The following is a 16,489-nucleotide window of genomic DNA, read 5'->3' as shown; positions in this document are numbered from 1 at the left end:
GCCAATAAATAAGGCGGTTTTTCTTGTGGAAAACCGATTATCATTTAAGTCTCTGAAGAGGTACTATTAAAGCAAAGGAGTATTTTTTTTATTAACAATCATAAAATTATTATGAGTCATTCACACGCTGTTAATCCAGCAAGAATCGTTGCAATAATAGGAGGAATTTTGGCGCTAGCCGCGCTCGCTTTTTCATTTGCTTTGCCAGTACACGCGGCAGTTTCGGATGCAAGAATTCACGCTTACCAAGCAAGCATTCTTCCTCCTGGTGTTGTCGGTCCTTTTGGTCCTCTGACCAAAGCTCTGACATTGAAGAAGTACGGAGTCACTACTGTCCCGGCTCTCCAAACTATTCTCATTGGTAAAAAACTCCTTTACCTCGTTCACGTAACTTCTCTCTTTGGTCCTCTGACCATAGAAGCAGTGATTCGAGACTTTGAAGCTGGTGGAACAGTTTCAGGAAATTTCCCGCCAGGATGTACCAGCGCTTCAGGCTATAGCACGCTGACTGGTTTTGCGTGCGTGTCATTGCCGGGAGGAGGAACTGGTCCATGCAGTGGGGGCGCGTTGTTCAATAATATAACTGGTGCAAGTTGTTTCGCTTCGCTCCCAGCTGGCTGTACGCTTACAACAAAATACAGCCCATTAAGTGGTTCTCTTTGTGTAGCTTCGGGAGGTGGTAGTGGTGGCGGAGGTGGCGGTGGAAGTGGTGGTCATAGTGGCGGTTCCTACACACCCGTTTTCAGTTCTATCGAATTAACAACTTCTTCGAGCCTTACTGTTGGGACAAATGGAACAATACAATTTACCGCAACTGCGAAAGATCAGAAAAATAATGATCTTCGCACACAGCCGTCCTCGTTCACTTGGTATGCGACTGGGGGGACAATTAACTCAAGCGGTCTCTTTAGAGCTCCCTCAAGTATAACGGGCACGTCACTTCCGGTGACAGTGAGCGCTTATTCCGGAACGATAATCGGTACAAAAGAAGTTACGGTGTCAAACGCAGCTCAAGTCTTTACTTCTATCTCTGTTACTCCAGAAACTGCTAGTGTCACAGTTAACGGAACCCAGCAATTTACTGCAACTGCCTTAGACCAGTTTACCCACGCGTTATCTACACAACCCGCCTATTCTTGGACTACGACTGCGGGGACTATTTCAAGTGGAGGACTTCTCACAGCTCCGGGGACTGCGCGTACGGTAACGGTGACAGCTTCTTCTGGCGGTAAAAGTGATACTGCAACTGTTACGGTGAACGCTACCTCAGCTCCAACCATCACTTCCGTTTCCCCAACATCGGTAACAGCGGGAGTAGCGACACCTGCGGTCATTAGCGGTACTAATTTTTCCACTGACGCGGCTCACCCAAACTTGATAACCCTCGTAAATACTGCCAACGGAACGCCCTACCAAACTCAAGCTTCCTCAGCAAACGGGACGTCTCTAAGCTACACCATTCCAGCAGTTGTAGCGGGCACGTATAGTTTGTCAGTTTCTATTGTTGGTGGAACGAACAGCAGTAATTCTAAAACAATTACGGTGAATGCTACCGGTACACCAACCCCTTCCGTCACCCTGACCGTCGCAGCAAGTTCACTGCCATCTGGAAATGGAACGTATCTCACTTGGACATCTTCCAACGTCACTTCATGTACGGGAACCAACTTTACTACAGCGAACGGATCGGTTACATCAGGTGCAACTTACAATTCTACTGGTATTTATACAGGTCTCCTCACGCAATCAAAGACATACACCATCACGTGTACCGGATCATACGGAACGGTTACAGATTCGAAGACGGTGACGATTACCACTACGCCCTCAGCTCCAACCATCACTTCCGTTTCCCCAACATCGGTAACAGCGGGAGTAGCGACACCTGCGGTCATTAGCGGTACTAATTTTTCCACTGACGCGGCTCACCCAAACTTGATAACCCTCGTAAATACTGCCAACGGAACGCCCTACCAAACTCAAGCTTCCTCAGCAAACGGGACGTCTCTAAGCTACACCATTCCAGCAGTTGTAGCGGGCACGTATAGTTTGTCGGTTTCTATTATTGGTGGAACGAACAGCAGTAATTCTAAAACAATTACGGTGAATGCTACAGGTGGAGGTGCCGACGTCACTGCGCCCACTTCTCCTACAAGCTTTACTGCTTCAGGTATAGGCAACAATAGTCTCTCACTTTATTGGAGCGGAGCAACCGACAACACTGGTGGTAGTGGAGTCGCAAGTTACACCATCACCCGTTCTCCGAGCGGTACCGGCAGTACCCTTACTTTTAATGGCGCTTCGAATAGTGGGACTGGTGTTGCAAGCCTCTCCGCTTGTACAACGTATACTTTCTCGATCACAGCCACTGATGGTGCTGGCAATGTCAGCTCTCCTGCAAAGACGGTTACGGCGACGACTACGGGTTGTCCAACCACCGCCTCCATCGACGTAGCAGGATCAACCAGTCTCACACAAAATACGACATACACATATACATTCACTGCAAAAAATGCATCTGGCGTCGCCCTTTCTCCACAACCTGCCTTCGACTACTTTACCTCATCTGTTTCAGGAACTATCGGAGGAACCGCAGGTGCTGCAACAAGAACTTACACTCCAACTGCTACCGGCAGTGGAATGCTGACAATTCACAGCGCTGATGGTGTATACAAGTATGTCAATATTACGGTGGGTCCCGCTGCAGACACAACGGCTCCTGTCTGGTCGGGCTCTTCCACCTTTACCACCTCCAACGTAACATCAAATAGTTTGACCTTGAATTGGAGCGGAGCAAGCGATAATTCCGGAGGTACTGTGAACTACCAGATAACAAGTTCGCCTAACAGTAGTGTTAATGGAAATCAGATTAGCGGTCCTGTCGGGAGCATGAATGTGACGGGATTAACAGCGGGTGTTACCTATACATTCTCGATTGATCCCATAGATAATTCAGGGAATGTTGGTATTAGAAAGAGTTTTCCTCCTGTTACCACGCCAGCAACGCCCTCAATCAGTTCTATTTCACCAGGGTCAGGGCATCCAGGAACAATGGTTACGATTAATGGTCCGGTGGCGTTCCCTTATGGAACAGTCTATTTTGGAAATTATAGTTCTGTTACTGGTACGGTTAATGGTAATAATGTTACATTCCAAGTTCCCACTGGTGCCCCAATTGGTTCGTATGTAATCAAGGTCTATATAGGAGGAACTGCTCAATTTACTAATACAGCAGTCTTCAATGTGACAAGTCTTTCCGTTGCTCCGACTACCAGTAGTGTCGCTTCGGTTCTTGAATCCTTCGGGCATCTCTTAGGGTTCTAGATCTCTTATCGAAGAGGATAGGAAAGCCCCCACTAAAGCTTTAGTGGGGGCTTTGCCTTGAATTGACTTCTTTTCGGCATTTGTTATGATGAGTGCCATCGCATTTTTCGTTTATTTTCCTGCACGATCTTTGATTTTGGGCAGAAAAAATAGGCGTGGCGTTTTGTTTCGTTGTTAGAAATTATTTATTATTAATTTATTTAATAAAAACTATGGCAGAATTTAATCGCTCGAAGCCTCACGTAAACGTCGGTACCATCGGTCACGTTGACCACGGGAAGACAACTCTTACTGCGGCAATTCTTAACTCACTTCATCTCTCTGGACAAACAGTGAAGTTGAAAAAAGTTGACGAAATTGACTCAGCGCCTGAAGAAAAGGCCCGAGGTATTACGATCGCCCTCTCTCACAACGAATACGAAACAGCAACTCGACACTACGCTCACATCGACGCTCCTGGACACGCCGACTATATTAAGAACATGATCACCGGTGCCGCACAAATGGACGGTGCTATTCTCGTTATCGCAGCTACTGACGGAGTGATGCCACAGACTCGTGAGCACGTTCTCCTCGCAAAGCAGGTTGGAGTGCCAAAGATCATCGTCTTTCTAAACAAAGTAGACATGGTTGATGACAAAGATCTCGTAGACCTCGTTGAAGAAGAGGTTCGAGAACTCCTTACAAAGCAAGGCTTTGATGGAAAAGGAGCTCCTGTTATTCGAGGTTCAGCACTCAAAGCTCTTGAAGCAACATCAAAAGACGATGAATGGGTAAAGAAAATTCTTGAACTCACCAACGCTCTTGATACCTATATCCCAGTTCCAAAGCGAGAAACAGACAAGCCTTTTCTTATGCCTATCGAAGACATCTTCTCGATTGAAGGACGAGGTACTGTAGTGACTGGAAGAATTGAAAGAGGAATGGTGAAAGTTGGAGAGGAAGTTGAAATCGTTGGTATCAAGCCAACAGCAAAGACTGCTGTGACTGGTATTGAAATGTTCAACAAACAGCTTTCAGAAGGTATGGCAGGAGACAACGCTGGAATTTTGCTCCGAGGTACTCGAAAAGAAGACGTACACCGAGGTCAGGTTATCGCAAAGCCAGGTTCAGTTACTCCTCACACAGAATTTACTTCAGAAGTGTACATCTTGAAGAAAGAAGAAGGCGGACGACATACTCCGTTCTTCACTGGTTACAAGCCACAGTTCTACTTCCGAACAACAGACGTGACTGGAGAAGTGACTTTGCCAGAAAAGACAGAAATGGTTATGCCAGGAGATACGATTACTTTCAAAGTAAAATTGGTTGCTCCGATTGCTCTTGAAGATCAACAGCGATTTGCTATCCGAGAAGGAGGCAAGACTGTGGGTGCCGGAGTTGTAACGAAAGTCATCGCCTAACCCTACACCCTTTACCCTAAACCCTATTCAAATGGCTGTGAAAGAAACAACAGAAAAGAAAGTTCCTGCAAAGAGAGCGTCTGCGAAGAAAGCAGTCAAAGTATCTCCCGCTCCAAAAGATGGCGCGATCTCAAAATTGCGCATCCGAGTTCGAGCATATGAATATAAAATTCTCGATCTTTCGGTAAAGCAGATCATCGACACTGCTCTTCGCTACGATGCGAAAGTTGTTGGCCCCGTTCCGCTTCCAACAGAAATAAATAAATACACAGTCAACCGCTCTGCGTTCGTGTACAAAAATGCACGAGAACAGTTCGAAATGCGAGTCCACAAGAGACTTATTGATATCTTGAATCCGTCAGGGAAGATCATCGAGGCTTTGACCAATATGAACCTCCCAAGTGGTGTAGATATCGACGTCAAAATCCTCTAAACAAAAAGAGGGAAGCAGAATAGCTTAAAATGGCTTTAAGCTTTACTTTTTGGTCTGTTTCTGTTAAGTTGAGTGAGATTTTTTTGCAAAAAACATGAAATTCGTCCTAGGACAAAAGGTAAATATGACGCAAGTCTTCGATGAAAACGGGGCACTTCACCCTGGAACGATTATTTCCTGTGGCGCAAACGTTGTTACTCAAGTGAAAACAGACGAAAAAGACGGCTACAAAGCTGTACAAATCGGCTACGGCACTCGAAACCCAAAGAACGTAAACAAGGCTCAAAAAGGCCACACAAAAGAGCTTGGAAATTTCTCTAATTTCCGAGAATTCGCAGGCGTTTCAGATTTGAAAGTCGGCGACACACTTAGCCCAGCACTTTTCAAAGTTGGGGAGAAAGTCGTCATCACTTCTGTTTCAAAAGGAAAAGGTTTCCAAGGTGTTATCAAGCGACACGGCTTCGGCGGAGGACGACGAACTCACGGGCAGAAACACTCTGAACGAGAACCTGGTTCTATTGGAGGAGGGCTTCGAACTCGTGTTCCAAAAGGAATGAGAATGGGAGGCAGAATGGGACAAGACACGATTACTTCAAAAGGTATGACTGTGCTTATGGTTGACGAAGCAAAACGAGAAATTATTATCGGCGGAGCGGTTCCAGGACGACGAGGAACACTTGTTGAGATCAAAGCCTAAATACAATGGAAGCAACCGTTTACAACCAAAAGGGAAAAGAAACAGGGAAAGTAAAACTTCCTGAAGCAGTATTCGGCGTTCACTGGAATTCTGACTTGGTTCACCAAGTGACGACTTCAATGAAGACCAACGCACGAAAGCCTGTTGCTCACACAAAGACTCGAGGAGAGGTACGAGGAGGAGGCAAGAAGCCTTGGAGACAGAAAGGTACTGGCCGAGCTCGTCACGGTTCTACTCGTTCTCCTATCTGGGTTGGCGGAGGTGTTGCTCACGGTCCTCGAAACGATCAGAATTTCACTCGAAAAATCAATCGTTCTATGAAAGCGAAAGCTCTCTACACGATCCTTTCTAGAAAATTGAAAGATAAAGAAATCATCTTTGTCGATACTTTGAATATGGATAGCGGAAAGACAAAAGATGCAAAGGAGATCGTTATGAATCTCGGCAAGATCGCAGGATTTGAAAAGCTTTCTACAAAGCGAAAGAATGCGGCTTATATCACTCTCGGACACAAGGACGTTGCGGTAGAGCGAGGTTTTGGAAACTTTGGAAATGTTACTGTGGACGAACTTCGAAATATGAATCCTATGGATCTCATGCAGAATGCATATCTCATCATCACAGAACCAGAAAAGTCATTTGAATTTCTTTCTTCAAAAATTCCCGCTAAGACTAAATAATTACCATGGCTATTTTCGCTAAAAAAGAAGAGGTAAAAAAGAAAGCAAAGGTTGTGGAAACAGAAGTTGCTGTTGTAAAAGCGCCTTCGACGAAGCCTCATGCTGACCTTTCTCATATCGTCCTTCATCCTCGAGTGACTGAAAAATCATCACAAGAAGCTGAAAAAAATATCTATGTATTTTCTATTGCTCACTCTGCAACAAAGGCTACTGTCGCGTCTTCGATAAAAGAGATGTATAAAGTGACGCCGACGAAGGTAAACATTGTTTTCACCCCTGCAAAGAAAGTGTTTGTCCGAGGGAAAGTGGGGATGAAAACACGAGTGAAGAAAGCATATGTTTTTCTGAAAAAAGGCGACAAGATTGAATTTGTATAAAAAACATGAAGACCTATAAACCAACAACAGCATCACGACGTGGAATGACCGGTATCAACTACCGAGAGTTCCTTACTGCGTCAGAGCCTTTGAAATCGCTCACGTCAGGTTTTAAGCGAGATGTGGGACGAAACAGCTTTGGCCGTTTGACTGTGCGCCACAAAGGAGGCGGACATAAGCGACTTTTCCGAGATGTTGATTTTCGATACAACAAGAAAGATGTTCCTGCAAAAGTGTTGACCATTGAATACGATCCAAACCGAACTGGTTTCATCGCACTCGTACAATATCAGGATGGAGAGAAGCGCTATGTGCTCGCTCCAAAGTCTATGAAAGTTGGTGATTCATTCGTCGTTTCTGAAAAAGCTCCTGTAAAAATGGGCAATCGAATGCCTCTCAAGAAAATTCCAGTTGGTACTTTTGTATATAACGTAGAACTTAAACCCGGAAATGGTGGAAAGCTCGGCCGCAGCGCTGGAAACTACATCGAAGTTGTTGCGCAGGACGCCAATTACACTCACCTCAAAATGCCTTCGACAGAAATTCGACGAGTACACGAAGAGTGCTACGCATGTGTCGGTGAAGTTTCAAATGATGAAAATCGTCTTGTAAATATCGGTAAAGCAGGACGTTCTCGATGGCTTGGTATCCGACCGACAGTGCGAGGTACTGCTATGAACCCGGTAGACCACCCACACGGAGGAGGTGAAGGACGACAAGGACGAGGAAGCCGACGACAAAAGACTTCATATGGAAAGCCGACAGGAAAAGGACAGAAATCCCGCCGAGCAAAAAAATATTCAAACATTTTCATCGTCTCTCGACGAAAGGTGGGGAAGGGGAAGAATAAGAAATAAGGCACTCGCCCACACCTTTTGGAAAACAGCCCCACTGGTTCTCCGCTTAAATAATAGTCACTTTTCTTCACGGAAAATTGAAAACTCAAAAACCGCACCTCTTCGGGGGCGGTTTTCTCAAACAATTCAGTTTTCCTAAAAAGCTCCTTTGTTTTGCGCAGAGCCCAGTGAGTTTCCCAAAAGGTGTGGGACTCGCTTTCGTGCTAAGGAAGTTCATCCTTTTTGATATCTAGTAAGTGAGAAAAGAAAAGAGTACAATTATTTATTATTAATAATTTAGATAAAATGACAGAACAAGCGCCGGAGCCCATAACTTTTAAAGAAATTAACAGACATGCACCGGAAATTATGCAGGGACTTGAAAATGCTCCTATCTTTAAAAAACAAGGAGAAATGAGAGCTGAGATCGCCAAAGGGGGAGAGGAAATAATTACAAAATTAACAGACGGAACAACTGAAACGAAAAATGTAGCGAAAGCAGGTGATGCTATTATTACAAACCCCGGTGGCGAACGATATGTTATTGACGGAATAAAATTTGCAAAAAGATATGAACCAAAAGCCGGAGAGCCAGGAGTATATTCGGCAAAAGGATACTGTAAAGCAATCGATAATCCTTTTAATAGCCCAGTTACGATGATGGCATCCTGGGGAGAAATGCAGAATGGTGCTGCTGATTGTCTTATCGCTGATACTTATGATATTGATACAAAGGCAATGGGGGGGGAACCTTATATAATTGCTCGCGCGGAATTTAATCAAACTTACAAGCTGGCAGAATAATGACGGTTTTACCTGCTTTGTTGACTTTTGGCCCCTCATTCGTCTATACTAGTGTCATCACCAACGGAAAAGATCACCCCTTAAGGTTCCGTCCTTATGGGGCCTTTTCTTTGTTATTTTTAAGGTGTCAAGGACTGTCCTTGACACTCGGGCCCTTAATCCTAATAAGGGGATTCTTCGGATTTCAGAAAGAGGGCAAGTGTCTCTTTTTCGAAATCTTTCGCTCCGAACATTGGTAGTAAAAAATCTGTGTGGATAATCGGTAAGTTTCTTTTCTTTGTAAAATCTTGGTAACTGCTCCATGTATATTCACCAGGGTGTTTTACGATATTTGCTTTGACCGGATTCATATGGATATAAGATGAAGTCCAAAGGAGTTGCGGATCGGATTCGATGACTACAGCTTTATATCTCTCCTGAAATACATGCCCGACTCTATGATATTTTTTATTGAGATACATCGCATAGCTCGTGGATATTTGGGAAATGATTTTTGCTATTTCTGTCTCTCCGCATTGTTCAATCAATAAATGGAAATGATTTGGCATGAGACAAAATGAATGAAGTTTGAAGAGATCAGCTCCTGCATTGATTCTAATTCGAGAGTGGGGGAATGACAGCAGGTCTTCTTTTTGAAGAGTTTCTCTTTCAATGCCTAGGGCGAGTCCGACTCGAAAAGCGAAAGCTTTGTAGTCCTTTTCATCATGAAAAATTTTCTCTCGATTATTTCCTCTGTTGTAAACATGCACGAAAGTACCCTCCGCACTATTTTTGTAATCTCTCTTTTTCATCCCTCTATTATGTCAAGGACTGTCCTTGACAGCAACGGTAAATATTCAAACATCTTTATTTTTTTTAGTTTTATGTAATTGACTTTCTGAGACGCAATCAGTAGTCTCTAACCCAGAGAAGCGATTGGTCGCTTCGGCCTGTTCTTGGGTACGCCCGGGGACATTAAAGAAAGGAGGAGGGTATGCCCTCTTTCAAGAAAGACGAGCTAGGCAAGCTCATTGTGAAAGGTGGATTGTCCACAGAAGCCAGGTTTCTCTCTCTTTTGGATGAACTTCGCAATAATATGAAACCGTATCTAGATACGGTTTCGTTGGCGAAGCTTTCCGAGTTCAAGTGCTTAAAGGATTATGTTTGGGAGAGAGAGGTGGGTCGATCTGTAATTACTGGTTACGAAGACGGGAAGTCGACAGCAGATATCCAAGGAATTTTTGGGAAAGGAGAGAAGATAAGTATCCCCGATACAGGGCATCGCTATAGTTCGGGGACATATCTTTGCAATGGAACAATCCCCATCTGGGGTCTGAGTCGGAGTGGCGACTGGCTTTTGGTAAACGTCTCGATTGTCGGCGCTGCGGGGTATAAAAATCGGGGGACGGAAGTGGTGCAGGCGGTACGAGTCGACCGAGTAAACATCACTGACCTCGTAAAAGGTGTCCGTTTAGATCCCATTCAGATATGGAACCAATTGGTTCGGACCACTCAAGAGTGGGCAGAAAGTCGTGAGCGACTCTGGAAAACAATGCTCGAACTTCGTGCCCAAGTGGTCCAGAGTGACTACATCGTACAGGCTGCTTTCAAGTAAAGTTACATAAGGCGTCCGCTCCCAGAGCGTGACGCCTTTTTATTCAATTTTTAGTTAAAACCTCACAGTCTACTGGTTAAAAGCCACCTCTCGTTGACACTTATAGGCCATTTTGCTAGTATCTTGCCAAGTTCTCTTGAGGGCTTTTTATTTTTCTGTTCGCGAAAAAGCTCAAGTTTGCTTATTAAATCATGACACGATCGCTCAAAAAAGGCCCTTATATTGACCCGAAACTCTTGAAAAAGATTGAAGGCAAAACTCCCCAGACAACTGGGCTTATTAAGACTTGGTCACGACGCTCACAGATCGCACCGGAGATGGTAGGTTTTAAATTTGGCGTTCACAACGGCCGAGAGCATCTCGAAGTTCTTGTCTCTGAAGAAATGGTGGGCCACAGACTTGGAGAATTCTCACACACACGCAAATTCATCCGACACGGAGGTAAGATGCAGAAAGAACTTGAAATGAAGAAGAAAGAGGCAGAAGTCGCTGCTGCTCAAGCTGCAAAGGGCTCTGCTGATACTAAAAAATAACGAACTAGGGTAGAGGGTGAAGGGGACAGGGTATAGAAAACACTGAAACCAAAATCCTAAACCCTCAACCCTTTACCCTAAACCCTAATCAAAAACATGAAAGCTTACCTATCAGATTACAGACAATCACCTCGAAAAGTTCGCCTTGTTGCGGATCTTATTAAAGGCAAGAGCGTTGTCGAGGCACAGAGCCAGCTTTCATTTCTCCCGAAGAAGGCGAGCGAAGTTTTCGCAAAGCTTCTCGCATCTGCAGTTGCAAATGCAAAAAATACAAACGGATTCAAAGCGGAAGATCTTTTGGTAAAAGAAGTTCGAGTAGATACTGCACGAGTTTTGAAGCGATCAATGCCTCGAGCTCGAGGTTCTGCTTTCCAGATTTTGAAACGAAATAGTCACGTGTCTATCGCGCTTGCTGAAAGAGGAGCTGACATCGCGAAAGTAACAGCAAAAATTAAGAAAGAAAAAACAGCAGTTAAGAAATAATTTTTTATCATGACACACATTGTTCATCCATATTCACATAGACTTGGCATCATCAGAGACTGGAAGAGTCGATGGTTTAGTGATGGCAAAGGATACCGCGCATCTCTCAAGGTGGATGTACTCTTGCGAGAATACTTGGCAGTCAAATTCCGAGGAATGTTCGTGAGCGGAGTTGATATCGAACGAAATCAAAAGACAATGCGAGTTATCATCAAAACTTCTCGACCAGGCGTGCTCATCGGACGAAACGGAGAGGGTCAGGTAAAACTTCGAAATGATATTTTAAAACAATTTGCTCGATGGGGAGTAAAGACAAAAGAGGAATTGAAAATTGATGTTGTTGAAATTCGTTCTCCAGAATCAAATGCCGCTATCGTTGCACAAATGGTTGCCGACTCTCTTGAAAAAAGAATGCCTTTCCGACGTGTTGCAAAACAGATCGTTGAGAAAGTTATGGCAAATCGAGACGTGCTCGGAGTGAAAGTAGGTCTTTCAGGGCGCCTAGGAGGTGCTGATATGGCACGACGAGAAAAGATCAAGAAAGGACGAATCCCTCTTCAGACATTCCGCGCTGATATTGATTTTGCACGAGAGAAAGCTCATATGAGTTACGGAGATATTGGAATCAAAGTTTGGATATACAAAGGAGAAGTTTTTTCCGATAAAAAGCCAGCCGCTAAATAATTACTACCATGCTTCTTCCTAAAAAAGTAAAACATCGAAAGTGGCAGACTATGCGCCGAAATATGAAGAAGGATCGCGTGGAGACACGAGGTACTACTATTGCTTTCGGTTCATACGGAATCAAATCTTTGAGCGCGATGCGAGTGCGTTCCAATCAGCTTGAAGCTGCCCGAAAGGTGATGTCACGACTTGTCGGTAAGACTGGAAAGATTTGGATTCGCGTTTTCCCTGATATGCCCTATACTGCCAAAGCTGCAGAAGTAGGTATGGGAGGCGGAAAAGGAGATCCACAGGGATACTGCGTGCAGGTATACCCAGGACGAATCATTTTTGAAATTGACGGAGTTGATGATGCAACAGCACGAGAGGCACTTCGAAAGGCGGGCACAAAGCTTCCTTTGAAGACCGTTATTTTAAAGAGATAAGATTTACGATTCAGGATATATGAATAATGCAAAATAAAATCGAATCCGAATCCCATTCTTAAATCATGAATCTTAAATCATAAATCTACCCGTATGGAAATCAAAGATACAAACGAAAAAGAATTGAACCGAATGCTCACTGAAAAGCGAGCAGGTCTTCAGAAATTCCGATTTGGAGTTTCAGGAAGCAAGACAAAGAATGTTCGAGAGGGAAGAGTGTTGCGAAAAGATATTGCTCGAATTTTGACTCAACTCAACACAAAGACTAAATAATTATCATGGCTGAACAAGTAACCAAAACAGAAAAGAAAGCAGAGGGGAAACTTTTTACCGGCAAGGTGGCATCAAACAAGATGGCGAAGACCGTCGTCGTCGAAGTGATGCGATATGTAAAGCACCCAAAGTATCAGAAATTCTTGAAAAAGATAAAGCGATATAAAGCGCACGCGGAAGGAACATACGAAGTAGGTCAGACTGTTACCATTCAGGAATGCCGACCGATGTCCAAAGACAAGTCATTCATCGTCATAAAATAATTGTATGATTCAACCACGATCCATCGTCAAAATAACGGATAACTGCGGGGGAAAGATCGGCCGTATTTTCAAAGTGCTTGGTTCAAGTAAGAAGCGATACGCTCGCATCGGAGACATCGTGGTGCTTTCTGTCCAGACTGCAGAGCCTCGAAAGGGAGTAAAGAAGAAAGATGTGCTTCAGGCAGTTGTCGTGCGACAAGTACAGCCTTTCCGACGAAAGGACGGTTCTTATATTCGATTTGATGAGAACGCAGTAGTTATCATCGAAAAAGGAAAGCAGGAGCCTATCGCAGGACGCGTTTTCGGCCCAATCCCTCGAGAAATTTCTGAAATGGGTTTTCAGACTATTGCATCACTCGCACCGGAGATTGTTTAGAAAATTAACGAACGTAGTGAGTATAATTTACTTAACCCCCCACCAATTCCTAACATTCAAAAGATATGAAAACCATAAAAGGAAAAAAGAATTTATTCGTAATCAATCTTAATACGTCAAGTATGAGAATTGGTGGGGGGTCAAGATTTTCTAACTCGCTTCGCTCATAACAAAATCATGATTAAAAAAGGAGACAACGTAATAGTGATGACAGGAAAGGACAAGGGCAAGACCGGTACGGTTGTTCGCGCTTTTCCAAAACTTTCTACTTTGATCGTTGAAGGAATCAACAAGCACAAGAAACATCAGCGACCTCGAAAAGAAGGTGAGAAAGGCCAGACTGTCGAGAAAAGTTTTCCAATGCACGCTTCAAACGTCATGATTGTTGATAAGAAGAGCGGAAAGGGAACACGAGTTGGTTCAAAGATGGTTGGTGAGAAGAAAGTGCGAATCGCTCGAAAAAGCGGCCAGGAAATTTAAATCAAACACATGGATTCAGTAAAAGAAAAACAGAATAAAGCGTTTGAGCATCTCAAAACAAAGATGCATTACAAGAACGCAATGCAGGCGCCAAAGATGGTGAAGGTTGTGGTGAGCGCTGGCGTTGGTTCTATGAAAGACAAGAAGAAGATCGAACTCGTTGCAAACCGACTCGCAAAAATTACCGGCCAGAAGCCTGCAGTTCGAGGCGCAAAGAAATCAATTGCGTCTTTCAAAGTTCGACAGAATGATCCAGTTGGATATCAGGTCACTATCCGAGGAACGCGAATGTACGGTTTTCTCGATAAGCTTTTGAATGTCGCCCTCCCTCGAACGCGAGACTTCCGAGGACTTTCTAGGAAAGCAGTGGACGCGATGGGGAACTACACGATTGGAATCAAGGAGCACACCATTTTCCCAGAAACTCCGGATGAAGAAATCAAAGATGTGTTCGGTCTTGCAGTAACGCTCGTTACGAACGCAAAGAATCCAAAAGAAGCCGAGGCTTTTCTTGAATATATTGGGTTACCGCTCAAGAAGGAAGAGGTCAAGAAATAGTATATAAGAGCAAAAAACCGCCGAGAAGAGCGGTTTTTTGCTTCAGAATTTTCCACCTCTTTTTTTCGAACGCATGATACAATAAAGCTATTAGTAAAATCACTTATTAAAAATGAAAAAATATCTAGTAGGACTTACTATTCTAGCTTCTTTTGTGGTTGTATCATCTGTCTCTGCTCAAGCGACAGTTGTAAGATTTACTGTTTCTACAGCATCATACAACCCTGAATCATATCCGAATGCGTTTAATGTTTCTTATGCGTTTTCTGATGTGACAGCACAAGGTGTGACAGTAACAGCTGATTGTCATGAGGGGCTTATAATCCAGATGCGAGATGATGCTGGCAAACTGCATCCTTTTAGTTGCGGAGATATTGGAGCTGGTGGTACGAATGGATATTTCCCTTCGGGCGAATATTCAACGGATCTTGTATTTACAAATAATACCTCTCAAAATATTAATGAGGGACTTTTACTGTCTGCTTATGGAATAAATTCTGTTTCTAGGACGGTAACAATAATCCCTAACCAGCCACAAAATCCTTTCAAAGTAACGTTTCCTTCTTCTGGAGCGACCTTGAATCAAGGTTCAACCTACAAACTCATGTGGTCTGGAAGAGATAATGGAGTTAGGAGCTACTCTGTGTATCTGGTTGGAGGAAGTTTAGGTTCAAATGGAAGCCGCTATCTTGGTACTGTAGACACAGAGAATCAGGATTGGTTTAGTTGGACAGTTCCTTCAAATATCCCACCTGAATCAGGTTATCAAATCCAGTTTAGTGGCGCTGGCGCTACTGGTGATAATAGCTCATCATTTTCGATTGCGGCAAGCACTAATCAAAATCTGTATCCCTTTACTGTGACATATCCATCCGCCGGAGCCACTCTGAAACAGGGAATGATTTATAAACTTCTGTGGTCTGGAAGAGATGTCGGGGTTACAAGTTACTCGGTTTATTTGGTGGGGGGCGCACTTGGATCGAATGGTAGCCGCTCTCTCGGGACAGTTAATACTGCTACTCAAGACTGGTTTAGTTGGACTGTGCCGGGAGATGTCGTCCCGAGTTCTGGATATCAAATCCAATTCAGCGGCGCTGGTGCAACAGGTGACAACAGTGATTCTTTCTCGGTTGTCGCGCGATCAGCGATACCTCCTGCAGTTGTACCTCCTCCAGATTCTTCGGTGGGATGTGAACCAGGATTCCGCTTTAATCCAAGGACGGGACATCCTTGCAATGAAAATACCAATGCTGATACTGCTCACAATGCGGGAACCGCTGATATAGATACCCAAGCTTCCTCCTCTTCATGTGTTGTTCTTACTTATGATCTTCGCTATCAGTCACGAGATATATCCACTAACGGTGAAGTTTCTTCCTTGCAAGACTTCTTGCAATCGAAAGGATATCTCAGTTCAGAACCAACTGGATATTTCGGTATGTTGACTTTCCAGGCAGTCAAAGATTTTCAGAAAGCCAATGGTATTAGTCCAACTGGATTTGTGGGTCCAATAACACGAGCGAAGATCCACCAGGTTAGTTGCGGAATTTGATACAATTTTCAAAAATAACCAAAGAAAAAGCCACCCAATGGGTGGCTTTTTCTTTGGTTTGACAGCGATAAAACCCTTTGCTAGTATAGCCCCAAGCCCTTTAGGCTTTTTTGTTTGCAAGGTGAGCCGATGGTAGGTACCGTCGGAGCAAGACCTTTTCAGGATTTTTCGAGTGCTCTCACGAAGAAAAAACCGAAAAGGTGTACAGCACCTGTAAGGTGGAGGCTTTTCTTAGATGCAATCATACTCCAGCGTCTAAAAGTAGTATCTGCCTAGAATGCAACGGATAAGCCCCTAAAGCGTTTTATTAAAGAAATCGGCTTTCTCTGAAAGTCATAAGCTGTTCAAAATGGCCAAAACATCAGTTGTTGCGCGTTCAAAAAAGAAGCCAAAATTTGCATCTCGAGTTGTTCGACGATGTTTTCGATGCGGACGAAAGAACGGCTATATGCGAGATTTCGATATGTGCCGAATTTGTTTCCGAGAGTTTGCTAACGAGGGAATGATTCCAGGTATCAAGAAATCATCATGGTAAAAAATTTGTAAAATCGGAGCACTTCATCGTTGGTTCGGATCGAAGGCATCCTCGCAGTAGGTCATCTACAGCTCAGACGCACTTCTCCCTCCCGCCTCGAATTGCTCACAATTTAACAAATTTTAAAAAATATTTATGTCAACCGATTTAATTTCAGACTTAATAATTCAACTCAAAAA

At 43.9% G+C, this 16,489-nt stretch carries 21 protein-coding genes; 20 read left to right on the top strand and 1 reads right to left on the bottom strand.

The annotated features are described in order from the left end of the window. Positions 1–111: 111 nt before the first annotated feature. The 8 genes from PHS53_03940 to PHS53_03905 all read left to right on the top strand — a co-directional run bounded on the left by PHS53_03940 (position 112) and on the right by PHS53_03905 (position 8,554). Positions 112–3,324, top strand: a complete 3,213-nt coding sequence (locus PHS53_03940) for a fibronectin type III domain-containing protein (protein ID MDD5357269.1) — start codon at positions 112–114, stop codon at positions 3,322–3,324. Positions 3,325–3,536: 212 nt separating this feature from the next. After that, positions 3,537–4,727: an elongation factor Tu gene (tuf, locus tag PHS53_03935; protein ID MDD5357268.1), complete on the top strand. Its 1,191-nt coding sequence runs from the start codon at positions 3,537–3,539 to the stop codon at positions 4,725–4,727. Between the two features lie 127 nt (positions 4,728–4,854). Next, the gene (gene rpsJ, locus PHS53_03930; protein ID MDD5357267.1) at positions 4,855–5,160 is read left to right on the top strand and encodes a 30S ribosomal protein S10; all 306 of its coding nucleotides are present in this window, start codon (positions 4,855–4,857) and stop codon (positions 5,158–5,160) included. A gap of 94 nt (positions 5,161–5,254) precedes the next feature. Beyond that, positions 5,255–5,857, top strand: coding sequence for a 50S ribosomal protein L3 (rplC, locus tag PHS53_03925; protein MDD5357266.1), 603 nt, complete (start codon positions 5,255–5,257; stop codon positions 5,855–5,857). Between the two features lie 5 nt (positions 5,858–5,862). Further along, entirely contained in the window at positions 5,863–6,537 is a 675-nt protein-coding gene (gene rplD, locus PHS53_03920; GenBank protein ID MDD5357265.1) for a 50S ribosomal protein L4, read from the top strand. A gap of 5 nt (positions 6,538–6,542) precedes the next feature. Beyond that, entirely contained in the window at positions 6,543–6,914 is a 372-nt protein-coding gene (rplW, locus tag PHS53_03915; protein MDD5357264.1) for a 50S ribosomal protein L23, read from the top strand. A 5-nt stretch (positions 6,915–6,919) separates the two neighbouring features. Beyond that, positions 6,920–7,771: a 50S ribosomal protein L2 gene (rplB, locus tag PHS53_03910; protein MDD5357263.1), complete on the top strand. Its 852-nt coding sequence runs from the start codon at positions 6,920–6,922 to the stop codon at positions 7,769–7,771. Positions 7,772–8,056: 285 nt separating this feature from the next. After that, positions 8,057–8,554: a PGDYG domain-containing protein gene (locus PHS53_03905; protein ID MDD5357262.1), complete on the top strand. Its 498-nt coding sequence runs from the start codon at positions 8,057–8,059 to the stop codon at positions 8,552–8,554. 161 nt (positions 8,555–8,715) lie between these two features. Here the strand turns inward: PHS53_03905 and PHS53_03900 are convergent, their stop codons facing one another. Then, positions 8,716–9,345: a transposase gene (locus PHS53_03900; protein ID MDD5357261.1), complete on the bottom strand. Its 630-nt coding sequence runs from the start codon at positions 9,343–9,345 to the stop codon at positions 8,716–8,718. A 182-nt stretch (positions 9,346–9,527) separates the two neighbouring features. Between PHS53_03900 and PHS53_03895 the strand changes: the two genes are divergently transcribed. The 12 genes from PHS53_03895 to PHS53_03840 all read left to right on the top strand — a co-directional run bounded on the left by PHS53_03895 (position 9,528) and on the right by PHS53_03840 (position 16,310). Next, positions 9,528–10,148: a hypothetical protein gene (locus PHS53_03895; GenBank protein MDD5357260.1), complete on the top strand. Its 621-nt coding sequence runs from the start codon at positions 9,528–9,530 to the stop codon at positions 10,146–10,148. Between the two features lie 191 nt (positions 10,149–10,339). Continuing rightward, positions 10,340–10,681: a 30S ribosomal protein S19 gene (gene rpsS / locus PHS53_03890; protein ID MDD5357259.1), complete on the top strand. Its 342-nt coding sequence runs from the start codon at positions 10,340–10,342 to the stop codon at positions 10,679–10,681. A gap of 96 nt (positions 10,682–10,777) precedes the next feature. Then, positions 10,778–11,164, top strand: coding sequence for a 50S ribosomal protein L22 (rplV, locus tag PHS53_03885; GenBank protein MDD5357258.1), 387 nt, complete (start codon positions 10,778–10,780; stop codon positions 11,162–11,164). Positions 11,165–11,173: 9 nt separating this feature from the next. Then, positions 11,174–11,848, top strand: a complete 675-nt coding sequence (rpsC, locus tag PHS53_03880) for a 30S ribosomal protein S3 (protein MDD5357257.1) — start codon at positions 11,174–11,176, stop codon at positions 11,846–11,848. An 8-nt stretch (positions 11,849–11,856) separates the two neighbouring features. Then, a complete protein-coding gene (gene rplP / locus PHS53_03875; GenBank protein MDD5357256.1) occupies positions 11,857–12,273 on the top strand; it encodes a 50S ribosomal protein L16 in 417 nt (138 codons plus the stop codon). Positions 12,274–12,366: 93 nt separating this feature from the next. After that, the gene (gene rpmC / locus PHS53_03870; GenBank protein MDD5357255.1) at positions 12,367–12,546 is read left to right on the top strand and encodes a 50S ribosomal protein L29; all 180 of its coding nucleotides are present in this window, start codon (positions 12,367–12,369) and stop codon (positions 12,544–12,546) included. A gap of 5 nt (positions 12,547–12,551) precedes the next feature. Continuing rightward, the gene (rpsQ, locus tag PHS53_03865) at positions 12,552–12,809 is read left to right on the top strand and encodes a 30S ribosomal protein S17 (protein MDD5357254.1); all 258 of its coding nucleotides are present in this window, start codon (positions 12,552–12,554) and stop codon (positions 12,807–12,809) included. Between the two features lie 4 nt (positions 12,810–12,813). Further along, positions 12,814–13,185, top strand: coding sequence for a 50S ribosomal protein L14 (gene rplN / locus PHS53_03860; protein MDD5357253.1), 372 nt, complete (start codon positions 12,814–12,816; stop codon positions 13,183–13,185). 174 nt (positions 13,186–13,359) lie between these two features. Then, entirely contained in the window at positions 13,360–13,665 is a 306-nt protein-coding gene (gene rplX / locus PHS53_03855; GenBank protein MDD5357252.1) for a 50S ribosomal protein L24, read from the top strand. A gap of 9 nt (positions 13,666–13,674) precedes the next feature. Continuing rightward, positions 13,675–14,223 carry a 50S ribosomal protein L5 gene (rplE, locus tag PHS53_03850; protein ID MDD5357251.1) on the top strand — a complete coding sequence of 183 codons (549 nt, stop codon included), beginning with the start codon at positions 13,675–13,677 and terminating at the stop codon, positions 14,221–14,223. A gap of 112 nt (positions 14,224–14,335) precedes the next feature. After that, positions 14,336–15,775, top strand: a complete 1,440-nt coding sequence (locus tag PHS53_03845; GenBank protein MDD5357250.1) for a Ser-Thr-rich GPI-anchored membrane family protein — start codon at positions 14,336–14,338, stop codon at positions 15,773–15,775. A 349-nt stretch (positions 15,776–16,124) separates the two neighbouring features. Continuing rightward, positions 16,125–16,310, top strand: a complete 186-nt coding sequence (locus PHS53_03840; GenBank protein MDD5357249.1) for a type Z 30S ribosomal protein S14 — start codon at positions 16,125–16,127, stop codon at positions 16,308–16,310. Positions 16,311–16,489: the final 179 nt, after the last annotated feature.

The organism is Candidatus Paceibacterota bacterium (assembly GCA_028714635.1).
Taxonomy (GTDB): Bacteria; Patescibacteriota; Minisyncoccia; order Phycocordibacterales; family JAQTLZ01; genus JAQTLZ01.
This window is presented reverse-complemented; position numbering and strand designations above follow the sequence as displayed.

What these genes read in the sequence shown, in the direction of transcription:
- PHS53_03940 (MDD5357269.1), top strand. Translation starts at nt 112, where the DNA reads ATGAGTCATTCACACGCTGTTAATCCAGCAAGAATCGTTGCAATAATA.
- tuf (MDD5357268.1), top strand. Translation starts at nt 3,537, where the DNA reads ATGGCAGAATTTAATCGCTCGAAGCCTCACGTAAACGTCGGTACCATC.
- rplC (MDD5357266.1), top strand. Translation starts at nt 5,255, where the DNA reads ATGAAATTCGTCCTAGGACAAAAGGTAAATATGACGCAAGTCTTCGAT.
- rplD (MDD5357265.1), top strand. Translation starts at nt 5,863, where the DNA reads ATGGAAGCAACCGTTTACAACCAAAAGGGAAAAGAAACAGGGAAAGTA.
- rplW (MDD5357264.1), top strand. Translation starts at nt 6,543, where the DNA reads ATGGCTATTTTCGCTAAAAAAGAAGAGGTAAAAAAGAAAGCAAAGGTT.
- rplB (MDD5357263.1), top strand. Translation starts at nt 6,920, where the DNA reads ATGAAGACCTATAAACCAACAACAGCATCACGACGTGGAATGACCGGT.
- PHS53_03905 (MDD5357262.1), top strand. Translation starts at nt 8,057, where the DNA reads ATGACAGAACAAGCGCCGGAGCCCATAACTTTTAAAGAAATTAACAGA.
- PHS53_03900 (MDD5357261.1), bottom strand. Translation starts at nt 9,345, where the DNA reads ATGAAAAAGAGAGATTACAAAAATAGTGCGGAGGGTACTTTCGTGCAT.
- PHS53_03895 (MDD5357260.1), top strand. Translation starts at nt 9,528, where the DNA reads ATGCCCTCTTTCAAGAAAGACGAGCTAGGCAAGCTCATTGTGAAAGGT.
- rpsS (MDD5357259.1), top strand. Translation starts at nt 10,340, where the DNA reads ATGACACGATCGCTCAAAAAAGGCCCTTATATTGACCCGAAACTCTTG.
- rplV (MDD5357258.1), top strand. Translation starts at nt 10,778, where the DNA reads ATGAAAGCTTACCTATCAGATTACAGACAATCACCTCGAAAAGTTCGC.
- rpsC (MDD5357257.1), top strand. Translation starts at nt 11,174, where the DNA reads ATGACACACATTGTTCATCCATATTCACATAGACTTGGCATCATCAGA.
- rplP (MDD5357256.1), top strand. Translation starts at nt 11,857, where the DNA reads ATGCTTCTTCCTAAAAAAGTAAAACATCGAAAGTGGCAGACTATGCGC.
- rpmC (MDD5357255.1), top strand. Translation starts at nt 12,367, where the DNA reads ATGGAAATCAAAGATACAAACGAAAAAGAATTGAACCGAATGCTCACT.
- rpsQ (MDD5357254.1), top strand. Translation starts at nt 12,552, where the DNA reads ATGGCTGAACAAGTAACCAAAACAGAAAAGAAAGCAGAGGGGAAACTT.
- rplN (MDD5357253.1), top strand. Translation starts at nt 12,814, where the DNA reads ATGATTCAACCACGATCCATCGTCAAAATAACGGATAACTGCGGGGGA.
- rplE (MDD5357251.1), top strand. Translation starts at nt 13,675, where the DNA reads ATGGATTCAGTAAAAGAAAAACAGAATAAAGCGTTTGAGCATCTCAAA.
- PHS53_03845 (MDD5357250.1), top strand. Translation starts at nt 14,336, where the DNA reads ATGAAAAAATATCTAGTAGGACTTACTATTCTAGCTTCTTTTGTGGTT.
- PHS53_03840 (MDD5357249.1), top strand. Translation starts at nt 16,125, where the DNA reads ATGGCCAAAACATCAGTTGTTGCGCGTTCAAAAAAGAAGCCAAAATTT.